The 15440-nt window shown below is 70.4% G+C and carries 12 protein-coding genes; 7 read left to right on the top strand and 5 right to left on the bottom strand.

Annotation, left to right across the window (positions count from 1 at the left end):
* The first annotated feature begins 48 nt into the window (after positions 1 to 48).
* Positions 49 to 1080, top strand: a complete 1032-nt coding sequence (locus tag AC07AG_RS31540) for a phosphotransferase family protein (RefSeq protein ID WP_478759544.1) — start codon at positions 49 to 51, stop codon at positions 1078 to 1080.
* Between the two features lie 7 nt (positions 1081 to 1087).
* Positions 1088 to 2302, top strand: coding sequence for an acyl-CoA dehydrogenase family protein (locus AC07AG_RS31535; RefSeq protein WP_478759543.1), 1215 nt, complete (start codon positions 1088 to 1090; stop codon positions 2300 to 2302).
* Positions 2303 to 2398: 96 nt separating this feature from the next.
* On the opposite strand, the gene AC07AG_RS31530 is transcribed toward AC07AG_RS31535, so the two are convergent.
* Genes AC07AG_RS31530 through AC07AG_RS31520 form a run of 3 tightly spaced genes read right to left on the bottom strand, consistent with a single transcriptional unit; the run spans position 2399 to position 5480 of the window.
* A complete protein-coding gene (locus AC07AG_RS31530) occupies positions 2399 to 2992 on the bottom strand; it encodes a TetR/AcrR family transcriptional regulator (protein ID WP_478759542.1) in 594 nt (197 codons plus the stop codon).
* Between the two features lie 26 nt (positions 2993 to 3018).
* Positions 3019 to 4767, bottom strand: coding sequence for a class I adenylate-forming enzyme family protein (locus tag AC07AG_RS31525; protein ID WP_478759541.1), 1749 nt, complete (start codon positions 4765 to 4767; stop codon positions 3019 to 3021).
* Positions 4713 to 5480, bottom strand: coding sequence for an SDR family oxidoreductase (locus AC07AG_RS31520; RefSeq protein ID WP_478759942.1), 768 nt, complete (start codon positions 5478 to 5480; stop codon positions 4713 to 4715). Before AC07AG_RS31520 ends, AC07AG_RS31525 begins: the two co-directional genes overlap by 55 nt.
* Positions 5481 to 5635: 155 nt before the next feature.
* On the opposite strand from AC07AG_RS31520, the gene AC07AG_RS31515 reads away from it, so the two are divergent.
* The 4 genes from AC07AG_RS31515 (at position 5636) to AC07AG_RS31500 (ending at position 11164) form a co-directional block, all read left to right on the top strand.
* The gene (locus AC07AG_RS31515; protein ID WP_478759540.1) at positions 5636 to 6904 is read left to right on the top strand and encodes an exo-beta-N-acetylmuramidase NamZ family protein; all 1269 of its coding nucleotides are present in this window, start codon (positions 5636 to 5638) and stop codon (positions 6902 to 6904) included.
* A gap of 116 nt (positions 6905 to 7020) precedes the next feature.
* The gene (locus AC07AG_RS31510; protein WP_478759539.1) at positions 7021 to 8349 is read left to right on the top strand and encodes an erythromycin esterase family protein; all 1329 of its coding nucleotides are present in this window, start codon (positions 7021 to 7023) and stop codon (positions 8347 to 8349) included.
* A gap of 125 nt (positions 8350 to 8474) precedes the next feature.
* The gene (locus tag AC07AG_RS31505) at positions 8475 to 9728 is read left to right on the top strand and encodes an MFS transporter (RefSeq protein ID WP_478759941.1); all 1254 of its coding nucleotides are present in this window, start codon (positions 8475 to 8477) and stop codon (positions 9726 to 9728) included.
* Between the two features lie 164 nt (positions 9729 to 9892).
* Positions 9893 to 11164, top strand: a complete 1272-nt coding sequence (locus AC07AG_RS31500; RefSeq protein ID WP_478759538.1) for a serine-threonine protein kinase — start codon at positions 9893 to 9895, stop codon at positions 11162 to 11164.
* A 30-nt stretch (positions 11165 to 11194) separates the two neighbouring features.
* Here AC07AG_RS31500 and AC07AG_RS31495 read toward each other — a convergent pair whose 3' ends face one another.
* Positions 11195 to 14011 (bottom strand): penicillin acylase family protein, encoded by a 2817-nt coding sequence (locus AC07AG_RS31495; RefSeq protein ID WP_478759537.1) that lies wholly within the window; start codon positions 14009 to 14011, stop codon positions 11195 to 11197.
* A 249-nt stretch (positions 14012 to 14260) separates the two neighbouring features.
* On the opposite strand from AC07AG_RS31495, the gene AC07AG_RS31490 reads away from it, so the two are divergent.
* The gene (locus AC07AG_RS31490) at positions 14261 to 14869 is read left to right on the top strand and encodes a hypothetical protein (RefSeq protein ID WP_478759536.1); all 609 of its coding nucleotides are present in this window, start codon (positions 14261 to 14263) and stop codon (positions 14867 to 14869) included.
* 19 nt (positions 14870 to 14888) lie between these two features.
* On the opposite strand, the gene AC07AG_RS31485 is transcribed toward AC07AG_RS31490, so the two are convergent.
* The gene (locus AC07AG_RS31485; RefSeq protein ID WP_478759535.1) at positions 14889 to 15407 is read right to left on the bottom strand and encodes a hypothetical protein; all 519 of its coding nucleotides are present in this window, start codon (positions 15405 to 15407) and stop codon (positions 14889 to 14891) included.
* Between the last annotated feature and the right edge of the window lie 33 nt (positions 15408 to 15440).

Raw genomic sequence — 15440 nt, 5'->3', positions numbered from 1 at the left:
GCGACGCAGCGCGGCATTTCGACGACGACCGTCCGACCAGGAGCGAAGATGAGCTCAGACCATCCACCAGGCCTCGACCTCGACCAGTTGCGCGGCCATCTGGACCGCGAGCGGCCGGGCCTCGTGGGCGGCCCGCTCACCGCCCGGCTGATCGAGGGCGGCAGGTCGAACCTCACGTACGCCGTGACGGACGGGACCACCCGCTGGGTCGTGCGGCGGCCACCGCTCGGGCACGTGCTCGCGACCGCGCACGACATGAAGCGCGAGCACCGGGTGATCAGCGCGCTGCACGGGACCGATGTGCCGGTGCCGGAGCCGCTGCTGCTCTGCGAGGACGACGCCGTGATCGGTGCGCCCTTCTACGTCATGGAATTCGTGGACGGCACCCCGTACCGCACCGCCGAGGAGCTCGCGCCGCTGGGCGCCGAACGCACCCGCGCTGCGGTCATCGGGCTCGTCGACACCCTCGTCGACCTGCACTCCGTGGACCCGCAAGCCGTCGGCCTCGGCGACTTCGGGCGGCCCGACGGCTTCCTCGACCGGCAGCTGCGCCGCTGGGGCAAGCAGCTCGACGCCTCGCGCAACCGCGACCTGGCGGGGATCGACGAGCTGCACGCGGCCCTGGGCCGGCAGCTTCCCGTCTCCCCCGCGGCCACCGTCGTGCACGGCGACTACCGCCTCGACAACGTCCTGATCGGCGAGGACGACCGGATCAAGGCGATCCTCGACTGGGAGATGTCCACGCTCGGCGATCCGCTCACCGACCTGGGTCTGCTCGTCATGTACAGCACCAGGCTCCAGCTCCCGGACTCCCCCATCAGCACCACCGCGGGCGCGCCGGGACACCCGCAGGCCGCCGAGCTGATCGAGCGGTACGCCGCGCGCTCGGGGCGCGACGTCTCCGCCGTCTCCTGGTACACGGCGTTCGCGTGGTTCAAGCTCGCCGTGATCCTGGAGGGCATCCACTACCGGTACACCCTCGGCCAGACGGTCGGCGCGGGCTTCGACCGCATCGGGGAGCTGGTCCCCGTCTTCATCGAGCACGGCCTCACCACCCTCCAAGGACGACAGGAAGGCTGAGACAGCCATGGACTTCGCATTCGACGCCCGCACCGAAGAGCTGCGCGACAGGCTCCTCACCTTCATGGACGAGCACGTCTACCCGGCGGAGAAGACCGCCGACGAGCAGCGCGCACTCCTCGCGTCGCCCTGGGACACCCCGGCCGTCGTCGGCGAACTGAAGGCCGAGGCCCGCAAGCAGGGCCTGTGGAACCTCTTCCTGCCGGACGCCGAGCACGGCGCCGGGCTGACGAACCTCCAGTACGCCCCGCTCGCCGAGATCACCGGCCGCTCCCCGCACCTGGCGCCCACCGCGCTGAACTGCGCCGCCCCGGACACCGGCAACATGGAGGTCCTCGCCCAGTTCGGGAACGACGAGCAGAAGAAGCAGTGGCTCGAGCCCCTGCTCGCCGGTGAGATCCGCTCGGCGTTCGCGATGACCGAGCCGGAGGTGGCCTCGTCCGACGCCACGAACATCACCACGCTCATCGAGCGCGACGGTGACGAGTACGTCATCACCGGGCGCAAGTGGTACATCTCCGGGGCCATGAACCCCGACTGCCAGATCTTCATCCTGATGGGCAAGACGGACCCCGACGGCGCCGACCCGCGCCGCCAGCAGTCCATGGTGCTCGTGCCGCGCGACACCCCGGGTGTCGAGGTACGGCGCGCGATGCAGGTGTACGGCTACGAGGACCACTCCCACGGCGGGCACGCCGAGGTCGTCTTCGACCGGGTCCGGGTCCCCGTGAGCAACCTGATCGGCGAGGAGGGCGGCGGCTTCGCCATCGCCCAGGCGCGCCTGGGTCCCGGCCGCATCCACCACTGCATGCGGCTCATCGGCATGGCCGAGCGTGCCATCGAGCTGATGTGTCAGCGGGCGGTGGCGCGTACGGCCTTCGGCAAGCCGCTCGCCCAGCAGGGCGTCGTCCAGGAGTGGATCGCGGACGCCCGGGTCGCGGTGGAGCAGCTGCGGCTGCTCGTCCTGAAGACCGCGTGGCTGATGGACACCGTCGGCAACAAGGGCGCGCACACGGAGATCCAGTCCATCAAGATCGCCACCCCGCGCACGGTCGTCGGCATCCTCGACCAGGCCGTCCAGCTGCACGGCGCGGGCGGAGTGAGCCAGGACTTCCCGCTGGCCGAGCTGTGGGCCGCGGCGAGGACGCTGCGACTGGCCGATGGGCCCGACGAGGTGCACCAGCGGTCGCTGGCGCGGCGGGAGCTGAAGAAGTACCTGTAGGGGCCCTTCCGGGGGACTGTGCGTCGCTGCGGGTTCGTCGTGGCTGGTCGCGCAGTTCCCCGCGCCCCTTCGGGGCGCTACCGGGCGGCGCTCAGTTCACGGCCGCAGCGCCCTCAGCAGCAGGTCCGCCAGGTGGTCGGCGACCTGCTGCGGGGTGAGCGGGCCGTTGGGGCGGTACCAGGTGGACAGGTGGTGGACGGAGCCGAAGTGGTAGTCCACCACCAGGTCCGCCGGGGTCGCCCTGGAGAAGACCCCGGCCTCCTGGCCCTCCTCGATCAGCGCGCGGAACCGCTCGTGGTAGCGGCGGCGCTCGGACCGTACCTGCTTGTTCTTCTCCGGGCTCAGGTGGTGCATGGAGCGGAAGAAGATCGAGGCGTCGTCGAGGTTGTCGATCGTCGTGACGACCACGTCGGCCGCCGCGTCCCGCACCCGCTGCTCGATCGGCGCGTCGGCGTCCGCGAAGGCGTCAAGACGCTCCTGCTGCACGCGCAGGACGCGTGCGTACACCTCGTGCAGGAGGTCGTCCTTCGATCCGAAGTAGTGGTAGAGCGCACCCTTGGTGACGCCTGCCGACTCCACGATCTCCTGCACCGACGTGCGGTCGTAGCCGCGGTCGGCGAAGAGCCGGGTGGCGGCGGCGAGCAGCCGCTGAGGGACGGGCGTGCCGTCACCGTCCGTCGTCCTGGCCACTGCCGCCACCTGCCTTTCGAGTTTGGCTAGCTCTCGTCTTGCCGAGAGCCCGTGTGGGTGTGGGAACGCAGTTCCCGCCGGAGGATCTTCCCACTTGTGGTCTTCGGGAGTTCCGGCAGGATCTCGACCGCGCGCGGGTACTTGTAGGCGGCGAGCCGCTCCTTGCAGTACGCGGCGAGGTCGTCCGGTGCCGCGTCGGCCCCCGGCCGGAGGCTGACGAACGCCTTGACCGTCTCGCCGCGGTAACTGTCCGGGACACCGATCACCGCCGCCTCACGGACGGCCGGGTGACTGTAGAGGACGTCCTCCACCTCGCGCGGCCAGACCTTGAAACCGGACGCGTTGATCATGTCCTTCTTGCGGTCGACCACGTAGAGCCAGCCCTCGACGTCCATGAAGCCGATGTCGCCGGTGCGCAGCTCCCCGCCGGGGAACGCCTCGTCCGTGGCGTCGGGGCGCTTCCAGTAGCCGGGCACGACCTGCGGGCCGCGCACGGTGATCTCGCCCTGTTCCCCGAAGGGGACGTCCGCGCCGTGGTCGTCGACGATCCTGACGACCGTCTCCGGGCCGGGGACGCCGACCGCCAGCGTGCCGGACACCGGGTCGACCGGGGCCTCCTGGCCCGGCGGCACGGAGGCACAAGGAGCGGTGCACTCGGTGAGGCCGTACCCGTTGTGGAGGTAGGGGCCGAAGCCCGCGCGGAACTTCTCCACCAGGGCGGGCGGCAGCGGCGCACCGCCCGAGGAGATCATCGCGAAGGAGTCGAAGTGCTCCCGTGTGGCGGAGGGGTGCGCGGCGAGGGCCATGAAGGCCGTGGACGGACCCACGGTGTACGCGGGCCGGTGCTCGGCGAAGGCGTCGAGGACGACCCCGGCCTCGAAGCGGTAGGCGAGCGCGAGGGTGCCCGCGTTGGTCAGACACCCCACCACCTGCGCGACCATGCCCGTGATGTGGAAGAGCGGCGCCATCGCGAAGTAGCAGGCGCCTTCGGGGATGCCGGAGCCCGTGCGCTGCCGTTCGGCGTTGTAGGTGATGTTGCCGTGGGTGTTCATGGCGCCCTTGGGGGTGCCGCTCGTACCCGACGTGTAGCTGATCAGCGCGATGTCGGAAGGACCGAGCCCGCGGTCTCCGGGAGCCGGGAGCCCCTGGCGCGCGACCGTCACCAGGTCCTCGACGTCGGCGGCCTGCGGGAGGCGCTCGAAGTCGAGGACGCGGGTGTCGTTCCGGGTCTGCAGGTCGAGCTGGCACGCGGTGAGCACGATGCGCACGGAGGAGGCCGCGGACGTCTCGCGCAGATACGTCTCCCATGCGCGGTCCGAACAGATCAGCGCGGCCACGTCGGCGTCCGCCAGGACGTGCCTGACCTCGGCCGACTTGTACATGGGGTTGACCGGCACGACCGTGGCGCCCGCCTTCCACGCGCCGAGCAGCGCGATCACGAAGTGCGGGGTGTTCTGCAGGAGGATCGCCACCCGGTCGCCGCGCGCGAGGCCGCGCGCCGCCAGGTGCCCGGCGACGGAGTCGGTGAGGGCGTCCACCTCGCGGTAGCTCAGGCGCCCGTCGAAGTAGGCGAGGGCCGTGTGCTCGGGGGCCTTGAGCACCGAGGCGCGGAAGGCGTGCACGACGGACGCGGCGGGTTCGACGGGGCCGCGCTGGGCCTCGCTGAGGCGGGCGAGCCAGGGCTTGGCGGCGTATATGGACGCAGTCGGGGTCGCGTCGCTCACTGCTCCGCCGCCTCCCACTTCTGCTGGAGGTGGTTCATGCCGGTGAGCCATTTGTCGGGTTCGGCGGCGCGGGTGCGGTAGTACTCGGCGACCTCGGGGTGCGGCAGGATCAGGAAGCGGTTCTCCTCTATCCCGGCGAAGAGGGCGTCCGCCACGTCCTCCGGCTCGATCGCGGTCGGGGTGAGCACGATGTCGCCCGCGGTGCCGGTGGCGGCGAGCATGTCGGTGCGCACGCCCTGGGGGCAGATCGCGTGGACGTCGATCCCGCGGTGCCGGTAGGTGAGCGAGAGCCACTCGGCGAAGGCGTACGCGCCGTGCTTGGTGACGCTGTAGGGAGCGGCGCCGATCATGGTGAGCAGGCCGGCCGCCGAGACGGTGGAGACGAAGCGGCCGCTGCCGCGCTCCAGCCAGTCGGGGAGCAGCGCGTGGGCCGCGCGGACATGGGCCATGACGTTGACGTCCCAGGCCGTGGCCCAGACCTCCTCCGGCGCCGCCTCCGAGCCGCCCGAGCCGAGGCCCGCGTTGGCGCAGTACACGTCGATGGTGCCGCTCAGGGCCTCTCTGGCCTCCGGCACGACCGTGGACGCGTCGCCCGGCACGGCCACGGCGCCGATCTCGTCGGCCACCGCCTTCGCCTTGGCGGCGTCCAGGTCGTTGACCACGACGCGCGCCCCGGCGGCGGCGAACCGGCGGGCCAGCGCGGCCCCGATTCCGCCTCCGGCACCGGTGACGACAACTCCCTTGTCCTGCAGGGTCTCCACGATCAGTCTCCTTCGACTGCGGCTCCGCTGTGATCGCAGACTAACCAGTCGGTATGTTCGGATGGAAGGGGGCCGGGCCGCCAGGTTCGTTCCCCGCGGAGGGTCCGCGCGCTAGCGTGCGTGGCCATGACAGCCACCGCGCTCACGGAGGTCTCTGCATGAACCTGTCCCGCCGCAGTCTGTCCAGACGGGGCCTGCTGGCCGCCACCACCGCCACGGCCCTCACCTCGGCGGCCCCCGCAGCGGCCGCGGGAGGCGGTGGCGGTTCGGGCGGCGGCCGGCGGCTGCGCACCGGCTTCGAGCGGCTCGCGGCCGACGGCTACGCGCTCCTGGACGGGGAACGGGTCGGCGTCGTCACCAACCCGACCGGCGTCACCAGGGACGTACGCCACATCGTCGACGTCATGCACGCCGACGAGCGCGTGAACCTGGTCGCGGTCTTCGGCCCCGAGCACGGCTTCCGAGGGACGGCCCAGGCGGGCGGCTCCGAGGGGCGGTACGACGACCCGGCCACCGGGCTCCCGGTCTACGACACGTACCAGAAGAGCGGCAAGGCCCTTGCCGACATCTTCACGGCATCACGCGTCGACACGATCGTCTTCGACATCCAGGATGCGGGGGCGCGCTTCTACACGTACATCTGGACGCTCTTCGACTGCATGGAGTCGGCCGAGCTCGCGGGGAAACGGTTCGTCGTCCTCGACCGGCCGAACCCGGTGACGGGGCGCGGCGCGTACGGGCCCGTCCTGCACAAGGAGTTCGCGACGTTCGTCGGGCGCCAGCCGATCTCGCAGGCGCACGGGATGACGGTGGCGGAGCTCGCGCTGCTGTTCAACGGCGAGTTCCTGGAGCGGCCCGCCGATCTTGAGACCGTACGGATGACGGGGTGGAAGCGCTCGGACTTCTACGACGCCTCCGGGCTGCCCTGGGTGCCGCCGAGCCCGAACATGCCCACGCCCGACACCGCCCTGGTCTACAGCGGCACCTGCCTCTTCGAGGGCACGAACCTCTCCGAGGGGCGCGGCACGACCCGTCCCTTCGAACTGCTCGGCGCGGAGGGCATCGACCGGAAGTGGGCGGCCGCCGCCAACGACGTGGGGCTGCGCGGCGTGGACTTCAGGGAGGCCTACTTCGCGCCGACGTTCTCCAAGTTCCAGGGCAAGACGATCGGCGGCGTCCAGCTCCACGTGCACGACCGGGAGTCGTACGACCCGGTGCGCACCGGCATCGCGCTCCTGGTGACCGCCAAGAAGACGTGGAGCGGGTTCGCCTGGCGCCCCGACAACTGGATCGACAAGCTGACGGGCACCACACGGGTCCGCACCATGATCGACGCGGGCGCGGACACGGACGAGGTGGTGGCCGCCTGGCAGGACGACCTCGCACGGTTCCGTGCCGTGCGGAAGCGGTATCTGCGCTATCCCTAGCCGGGAGGTGGGGTACGCCCCACCGGTGAGAGGGGTGCCTGCCGGATGGCAGGTACCCCTGCCGGACCGGGATCGTGATCTTCAGCTCCGTACGCCCGAGTTGAGGAGACCCCCGCATGGCACGGACGGCACGCCGCACGGTTCGGCTCGCACTGGCCGGAACGCTCGGCCTGGGGGTGCTCGTCGCGCCCCAGGCCGCCGGGGCCGAACCCAAGGCCCCGGATCCCGTCCCGGCGATCGAGCGCGCTGCGCACCCCCTGCGTTCGACCGATCCGGGCGGTTCCGCGAAGGACCTGCGGCCGATGGGCCGGATGGTGGGTGACGCTTCGGTGGTGGGCCTGGGCGAGGCCACACACGGCTCGCACGAATTCTTCACGATGAAGGACCGCGTTTTCCGCTACCTCGTGGAGGAGAAGGGGTTCACCACCTTCGCGCAGGAGGTCAGCTGGACCACGGGCCTGCGTTTCGACGCGTACGTGCGCGGGGGCGCGGGAGACGTGCGCGAGCTCGTCCACAAGGAGCTGGCGAAGACGCCCTGGGACACCGAGGAGTACGTCGACCTCCTGACGTGGATGCGCGCGTACAACGACAAGCACCCGGGCCGCCAGGTGCGCTTCATGGGCAACGACCTCAACTATCCCGAGATCGGCGGCGAGTTGTTCGACGGGGTCGAGGACTATGTCCGCGCGCACGAGCCGGATCTGCTGCCCAGGATCACCGAGCTGTACGCGCCGATCCGCCGCCTCGCGGACGGGGACACGTACATGGGCAGGCCCCTTGAGGAGCGGAAGAAGCTGGCGGGCAACGCGCGGGAGGCGCTGAAGCTGCTGAAGCAGCGTCAGCACTCGTCGGCTGATGGGGCGTTCACCTGGGCACTGCAGCACGCCCGGTCGCTCTCGCAGACCGCCACGGTCTACGCCTTCGCCCTGGACGCCCCCGAGGGCCAGAAGGAAGCGATGCTGTACCGCGACCGCCTCATGGCGCAGAACACCGCGTGGTGGCAGCGCAGGACGGGCGACAAGGTGCTCCTGTCGGCCCACAACGCCCATGTCGGGTACGAGAGTTACGACCCGCGCTACCCGAAGATGCAGGGCGCCTTCCTACGGGACCGGCTCGGCGATCGGTACGTCAGCATCGGGTTCACCTTCGACCAGGGGTCGTTCCTGGCGCAGGGCGCCGAGTCCGAGTCATGGAAGTCCCGCTCGGTGGGCGCGGCCACGCGCGGGATGAACGAGTACACGCTCGACAGGGTGCGGTACGACGACTACTTCCTGGACCTGCGGACCGCTCCCCCGGCCGCCCGGACGTGGCTGAGCAAGGCCCGGGTGACCCGCAGCATCGGCTCCGGCTGGCCGGACGGGCCGTACAAGATCCGCCTCGCGCCCACGCACGACATCCTCGTCCACCTGCACGACGTCACGGCAGCTCACCGCCGGTCTCAATGACCGAGACAAGCCGTCCCAGGTATTGACTGCCCCCTACATCCAACGCGACAGTGCCGATCGTGCGGAGTGAAACGACAGCAGCAGAGGAACAGCAGGTCCAGGACGCCGGAGGCAGCCCCGAGAGCATGCGCCGGGTGGCCGTCGCGTCCTTCATCGGGACGGCCATCGAGTTCTACGACTTCTACATCTACGGCACGGCGGCCGCCCTCGTCCTGAACGAGGCGTTCTTCCCGACCCTGGACCCGGTCAACGCCACGCTCGCCTCCTTCTCCACCTACGCGGTGGCGTTCGCGGCGCGGCCCATCGGGTCGGTGATCTTCGGGCACTTCGGCGACCGGGTCGGGCGCAAGTCGGTGCTCGTGGCCTCGCTGCTGCTCATGGGGCTCTCGACGGCGCTCGTCGGACTCCTGCCCGGGTACGGCACGTTGGGCATCTGGGCGCCGATCCTGCTCATCCTGCTCCGCTTCCTGCAGGGCATCGGGCTCGGCGGCGAGTGGGGCGGGGCCGCGCTGCTCGCGGTGGAGCACGCGCCGAAGAAGAAGCGCGGGATGTACGCCGCCTTCCCCCAACTCGGCCCGTCCGTAGGGTTCTTCGCGGCGACCGGTGTCTTCTGGCTGCTGTCCGCCGCGCTCTCCGACGACGCGTTCAGGTCCTGGGGCTGGCGCGTGCCGTTCCTGCTCTCCTTCCTGCTTGTCGGCGTCGGACTCTTCGTACGCCTGCGCATCAGCGAGACGCCGGTCTTCACGAAGGTCATGGACGCGCAGGAGGCGAGCAAGGTCCCCACGCTCGACGTGCTGCGGCGCCATCCGCGCGAACTGCTGCTCGGCGCGGGCGGGATGATCGTCGCCTACGGGCTCTTCTACACGGCGACGACGTACTGCCTCGCCTACTCCACCGGCACCCTGGGTGTCTCACGCAACACCATGCTGGGCCTCTCGCTGGTCGCCTGTCTGTTCCTCGCGGCCGGTACGTGGCTGGCCGCGACGCGCTCCGACGGCGCCGGTCGTCGCAAGCTGGTTCTCGCGGGCGCCGGGCTCGCGGTGGTGTGGGGTCTGGTGCTCTTCCCCCTCCTGGACACCGAGCAGCCTGTGCTCATGGCCCTGGCGCTCGGCGGCGCGCTGTTCTGCATGGGGGTGGTGTACGGGCCGATGGGCGCGTATCTGCCGGAGCTGTTCGGCGCGAACGTGCGGTACTCGGGTGCTTCGCTCGCCTACAACCTGGGCGGCGTGCTCGGTGGCGCGGTCTCCCCTCTGGTGGCGACACGGCTGCAGTCGGCGTTCGGATCCTCGTCGGTGGGCTGGTACGTGAGCGCGATGGCGGTCGTGTCCCTGGTGTGTGTTCTCGCACTTCCGGAAACCCGCGAGCGTGAACTGGCGTGAGGCGCTGCCCGGCTCGCCGCGCGGGCGGGATTCGCGGAAGGCCGTCGGCTGACCGACGGCACACGGGACCGCATCGGGGCAGGTGCCGCCGGGGGTGGGCGTCTGCCCCAACGCGTGCTGCGGGACATCTGGTCAGTACACCGGGGCCGCAGGACGATGGCCGCGTGGAGCCCTACTGGGAACTGACCTTCGACGCCGACGGGGACGTCGACACCACGCAGCGCGACCACCTCCTCGCCGAGGTGGCCGCCGAGCGCGTCACCGATCTCCTCGTCCTCGCGCACGGCTGGAACAACGACCAAGACATGGCCACCGACCTCTACCGACGGTTCTACGCTCCGTGCCAGGGCCTCGCGGGACCGCGCGTACGCCTGGGATACGTGGGCGTGCTCTGGCCCGCCATCCGCTTCCCCGACGAGCCGATCCCGGACTTCGAACCCTCGCTCACGGACACCGGGGCGGGCCCACCGCCCGGCGTGGGTCCCCAGCTCGACGAGCCGACCCGGCTCCTCCTGACGCGCACGTTCCCCGACCACGAAGCCGGACTCCGGCGCATCGGCGAACTGTTGGAGGAGCGCTCCGAGGTGCCCTCGCGCCTCTACGAGTACGGACGCCTCGTACGCGACCTGGTCGCCGTGCACCAGAACAGCGCGGCCCAGCGCTTCGCCAACGACACCTGGGCGGGCGAGCCCGCCATGCTGACCGACGACGCGGTCGAGGTGTGCCAGGTGTTCGCCGCCGCGATGGAGGAGACCGGACAGCAGGAGCTCTTCGGCAGCCTGCGCAGACGTCTGTGGAACGGGGCGCACGAACTCCTGCGCCAGGCCAGCTACTACGCCATGAAACGCCGGGCGGGCTCCGTGGGCCAGCTGGGCCTCGGCCCCGCGATCGGGCTGCTCGCCCGCGAGGCACCGGACGTGCGCGTGCATCTCATCGGGCACAGCTTCGGGGCACGGCTCGTGTCGTACGCGCTGCGCGGGATGCCGGCGCCGGTGCGCAGTGTGAAGTCCACGACGCTGCTCCAAGGCGCCTTCTCCCACTACGCGTTCTCCAAGCGCCTGCCGCACGCTCCCTCGCGCAGCGGCGCGCTCAACGGGGTGCAGCGGCGGATCGACGGCCCGCTGGTGTCCTGCTACTCCCGCCACGACGACGCCCTGGGCAAGATCTATCCCCTGGCGTCGAAGATCGCCGGGGACTCCTCGACCTTCCTCGGCCTCTGGGAGCGCTGGGGCGCCATCGGGTACGACGGCATCCGGGCGGTGGACGGCGCCAAGCGCGTCAAGCTGGGCCGGGCGATCCCCGCCAAGGGGTGCGTGAGCGTGGACGCGTCGTCGGTGGTGCGGCGCGGCGGTCCGCCCTCCGGCGCACACAGTGACATCTGCCATGAGGAGCTGGCGCGTGTCGTGTTCGCCGCAGGGCGGATCGCTCGGGCGTGACTCTTTTGCCCTGGGACCGCTCGTCCTTCCCTAGCGGTGCTTGGGGAATTCGACGACCTGCTGGTACGTGGGCCGGTTCTGCCACTGGATCGGCCCGTGCGTGATGCCGCCGACCGCCCGGTGGATGATCGAGTCCGCGCACCACTGCTCGCCGGGCTTGCAGCTGTCGTCGCCGGGATAGACCTCGGTCGCGGGCTTGGCCACGGCCTGCGTCAGGGTGGCCAGGAGCGCGTCACGGCAGGCGTCCAGCTTTCCCTCGCCGCAGTACGCGTCGCCCAGCTCGCCCTCGACGGGCTGCCCCAGCACCGACCGCAGGTCCTTGTCCGCGAAGCCCCACCAGCCGTACTGGAAGGCCGATCCGGCGTGCGCCCCGGTCGGGCCGTGCCCGGCGGACGGTGACTCGTCGGTGCCGAGCTGCGCCGTCAGGGCGTCGTACAGCTCCTTGCCCATGCCCGGCTTGAACTCGGCCTCGATCAACAGGGGCCACCAGGCGTCCATGATGCGTACGGCGTCGGGGTGGGCGTACGTCTTGGAGCCTGCCGCCGTCTGGTTGCGCTGCGCCCCGGCCTTGCGCCAGGCCTCCAACTGCTGGATGGCCTTGGCCTGTTGGGGGTCGGTGACGGGCTTGCTCCGCACCACCTTGAGGAGTTCGGGCAGCACCTGTTCGCCGCGCAGGTCGGTGACGGCCGCCTCGGACATGGCCTGGGTCAGCGAGGCCCGCGTGACGCCGCCCTCCTCGGTGAGCTTCTTCACCCGTCCGTCGAGCAGGTCACCGCGGTGCACGGCGCTCACCCCGAAGCCCGCCGTGCTGAAGTCCTTGGCCTGCTTGTTGTTCCAGGAGATGTAGTAGTCCTGGTTGACGGACTGCGGGTGCTCGGCCGCCGGCGTCTGTGCCGATGTGTTGTTCTCCGGGTCGAAGTCCTGCCATTCGTAAGCCTGTTGGGCCTTGACGGGCAGGGCGGGGTCGATGTCCTTCGCGCGCCGCGGGTTGGCGCCGCTGTTGTAGTACGCGGTGTCGCGCGAGTCGGCGTAGAACCAGTTGAAGGCGTAGCTGATGTTCTCGGCGGCCTTCTTGAAGGTCGACGCGTCCTTGACGTACGTCGGGTCGTTCAGCATCTGGAAGCCGATGATCGAGTCGGCCTCGTGGCGGTAGGTGGAGCGCAGCGAGACATACGCGACGGGCTTGCCCTCGACGTTCGCGCGGTGCGTCACGACGCCGTACTTCGTGCGGAAGACCTGCATGCGGTAGGAGCCCGCGGCCGTGGAGTCGGCGAGGGTCGGCTTCCAGGCGTTCTTGCGCTCCAGCTTCTCCATGGGGGTGCAGGTGCCGTGGTGGAGATAGTGCGTGGACTGCTTCGTGGGGGCGCCGCCGCCCGGTTCGCAGAGCTCGACGGCGTACGTGTCCGTGATGTCCTGCCCCGCTGATGTGGCCGACCAGGCGTAGTCCTGGCCGCGGCCCAGCTGGACGTACATACCGACGCCCGCGAAGGAGACGCCGCGCGCGCTGATGCCGGGGCCCTGCAGCTCCTGCTGCATGAGGAGCTGAGGCGCGAAGTAGCCGGTCTGCGGACCGAAGACGGCGACCGGGTTTCCGCTCGCGGTGTGCTTCCCGGAGACGAGCAGGGCGTTCGACATGCCCTTCTTGTGGCCGTCCTGCTGGAACAGGTCGCCGGGGAGCACCCCGTCGTCGTACATCCCCTGGAGCGGTTCGAGCTTCTTGGGCGCCTTGACCGGGTCCTTGGCCGCGGTCTTGGCGCCGCCCTCCCGGTCGTACACGAGCTGTTCGCGCTCGACCGAGCCCGCGTCGGGCATCGCGGTGCCGCGCGCGTCCTTGGGCTTGCCCGCGTACGGGAAGCTCGTGCCGTCGTGGATGGTCTGGACGGCCTCGGGGTCGTTGCGGGCGCGGAAGGACTCCCAGACCTTCGTGCCCTTCTCGACGCCGTACTTCTCCTGGGACTTCAGGAGGGAGAGGGCCGATTCGACCTCTCCGCCGCCGCCGTTGCCGAAGAGTCCGCCGACGACGGACGCGAGGGCGATCATGTCGGTGATCTTGAAGGGTTCGATCTCGCCGATGTTGGTGATCGCGTCGATCTTGCCGGTCAGGACGTACTCACCGGGGAAATAGCGGCCGTTCTTGGACTTCACGCGGTAGGAGTTGAGGCCGTCGATGTAGGCCTGCGCGTCCTCCATGGCCTGCTTGCCGCGCTCGCCCTGGGTCGACCTGATGTACTCGACCTGCTTCTCCAGGTCCTTCTCCGTGTACGGCGCCTGCGGCCAGAACTGCTGCTCCAGGCCCTGATTGGCGAGCGCGCCGCCCGCGAACGAGGTCAGCTCGCCGCGGCCGATGTGCCGGAACAGGTCGATGAGCCAGAGCCGGTCCTGCCCGGCCGCGAAGCCCGCGCCGAACTCGGTGCCGTAGCGCGTGCTGCCCTTGATGTGCGGGATGCCGTACTTCTTGTCCCGGGTGATCGTCACGTCGTCGCGCGGCTTGGTGACGGAGGCGACCTGGCCGTCGCGGACACCGAACGAGGCGTCGTTGAAGAACTCCGTCAGCTTGTCGTCGGTGAGGGACTGATAGCCGGAGGAGAGCGCGTCGTAGGGGCCCAACTGGTCGTTCGCGTGCGCGGGTTGTGTGCCGAACACCCGGTGGCTGAGGATCTCGGCGAGTGTGGCGTTGCCGTTCGCGCCCGGCGGCAGGACGTCCGCGCACTGCGCCCCGCAGTAGTCGGTGGCCGGTGGTGGCTCGTCGGCGGCGGCCGTCCCCGGCTGCGGCGCCAGGAGACCCGCGGCGAGCGCGAGCGCCGCCGTGGCGGTGAGGGTTCTGAGCCGGACGATGCGCTGTCGCATGTGTGCTCCTCTGGGCTCCGCTTGTGCTCCTGTGGGAGGGAGTTGGGGCGGAGGTTACTGGCGGGTTGCCGAACCCGGAAGATGAACATGCGTCGCTTTTCCAGAATCGCCACATCATCACTGCTCAGAGCTCCACATCGCGGGTCTGATGACAGCCATCCGAAATCGGATGGGCCACAAGGGAGCCGAATCGCGTGTCGATACGTCTACTCGGCAACGTCCGAGAACGTGCGACGGAGGTGCAGGGCGATGGCCGGATTCCGGAGTCTCGCGAGACAGGTGCGTGATCCGCTGAGTGATTTGGCACTGCGACGGTACTCGCTGCGCAAGTGCCTGGAGAGGTTCGCCCCTTACGGCCACCGGGCGACCTGGGACCATCTGTGCTCCCGGGCGGGCTTCGGGCCCGAGGACCGGTCGCCCGACCCGGCGCGGCTCGTGGCCGCGCTCGACGAACTGGAAGCGGCGCGGGCGGTCTGGCTCGCCTACGAGGAGGGCTTCGCGGAACGCCGCCGCAAGGAGAAGCACGACGGGCTCCGCAGCCCCGGCAGCGTCGACGACTGGCACCGCTGCACCTGGGGAGGGTGCGGGGTCGCCTGGTGCGACGACCCCGGCGTCCATCCCTGTGAGCCGCTCGCCGAGGTACTGCGCCGGCTCATCGCGGCGCTCGAACGCGAGCCGGGCACGGTCTGCCCGGTGTGCGCGCGGTCCGATCTCGTCTGGACGCACGGCCTGGCGCACGAGCCTTCCTCGGGCGCCGTCTGCACGGGCTGCGGAATCGTGGTGCCGGCCCCGGTGCTCACGCCCGCGGCGATGGCACGGGCGCGGGCACGGCGGGAACGGCCGCTGGTCTCGGCGTGACGTCCGGCCGCCGTGGCGGCTAGGGCGTCGCGACGTCCCACTGGATGGCCAGCTTGAACTCGGCGAACATGAGCGGCGCGGCGATCTTCACGTCGCCCGCGCCGCGTGCCGATATCTTCAGGCCGACCGGTGTCTGCGGGTGCACGAACATCTGCCAGGTGTGCGTCCGGTACTGCCCGCCCTTGGTGGGCACCCAGTCGGTGGTGGCCGTCGAGTCGTACCCCGTGGAGCCGCCGAGCGGATCGCGCACATAGCGGGCGCGGTACTCGGTGGGCCGGCTGTCCGGCTCCCAGAAGATCATCGCCGACAGGGTGCCCCAGCCGTCGTGGCTCGGCCAGATGAGCCCGGACCGGGCGTCGGGGAACTGCGAGGGGCTCGTGCTCCCCTTGCTCGGGTCGTGCATGTGCCACGGGTCGTACGACTCCTCGGCGTCCGTGTACGGAAACCGCACGAGGTGGTAGCCGTCGCTGTCGTACGTGATCTTCTGTCGGCCCGTGCGCGCGGAGTCCCACTTCAACGAACAGATGGCGATTCCCATCGGCGCTCCCCCTGCGTGTCGTCGTCTGTGCTG

The organism is Streptomyces sp. NPDC044044 (assembly GCF_056434405.1).
The sequence above is the reverse complement of the archived record's forward strand: the minus strand, read 5'-3'. Positions and strand labels throughout refer to the sequence as shown.

Excerpts from the sequence above, each read along its gene's own strand:
- AC07AG_RS31540 (WP_478759544.1), top strand. The coding sequence starts at position 49 with ATGAGCTCAGACCATCCACCAGGCCTCGACCTCGACCAGTTGCGCGGC.
- AC07AG_RS31535 (WP_478759543.1), top strand. The coding sequence starts at position 1,088 with ATGGACTTCGCATTCGACGCCCGCACCGAAGAGCTGCGCGACAGGCTC.
- AC07AG_RS31525 (WP_478759541.1), bottom strand. The coding sequence starts at position 4,767 with ATGGCTCACCGGCATGAACCACCTCCAGCAGAAGTGGGAGGCGGCGGA.
- AC07AG_RS31515 (WP_478759540.1), top strand. The coding sequence starts at position 5,636 with ATGAACCTGTCCCGCCGCAGTCTGTCCAGACGGGGCCTGCTGGCCGCC.
- AC07AG_RS31510 (WP_478759539.1), top strand. The coding sequence starts at position 7,021 with ATGGCACGGACGGCACGCCGCACGGTTCGGCTCGCACTGGCCGGAACG.
- AC07AG_RS31505 (WP_478759941.1), top strand. The coding sequence starts at position 8,475 with ATGCGCCGGGTGGCCGTCGCGTCCTTCATCGGGACGGCCATCGAGTTC.
- AC07AG_RS31495 (WP_478759537.1), bottom strand. The coding sequence starts at position 14,011 with ATGCGACAGCGCATCGTCCGGCTCAGAACCCTCACCGCCACGGCGGCG.
- AC07AG_RS31490 (WP_478759536.1), top strand. The coding sequence starts at position 14,261 with ATGGCCGGATTCCGGAGTCTCGCGAGACAGGTGCGTGATCCGCTGAGT.
- AC07AG_RS31485 (WP_478759535.1), bottom strand. The coding sequence starts at position 15,407 with ATGGGAATCGCCATCTGTTCGTTGAAGTGGGACTCCGCGCGCACGGGC.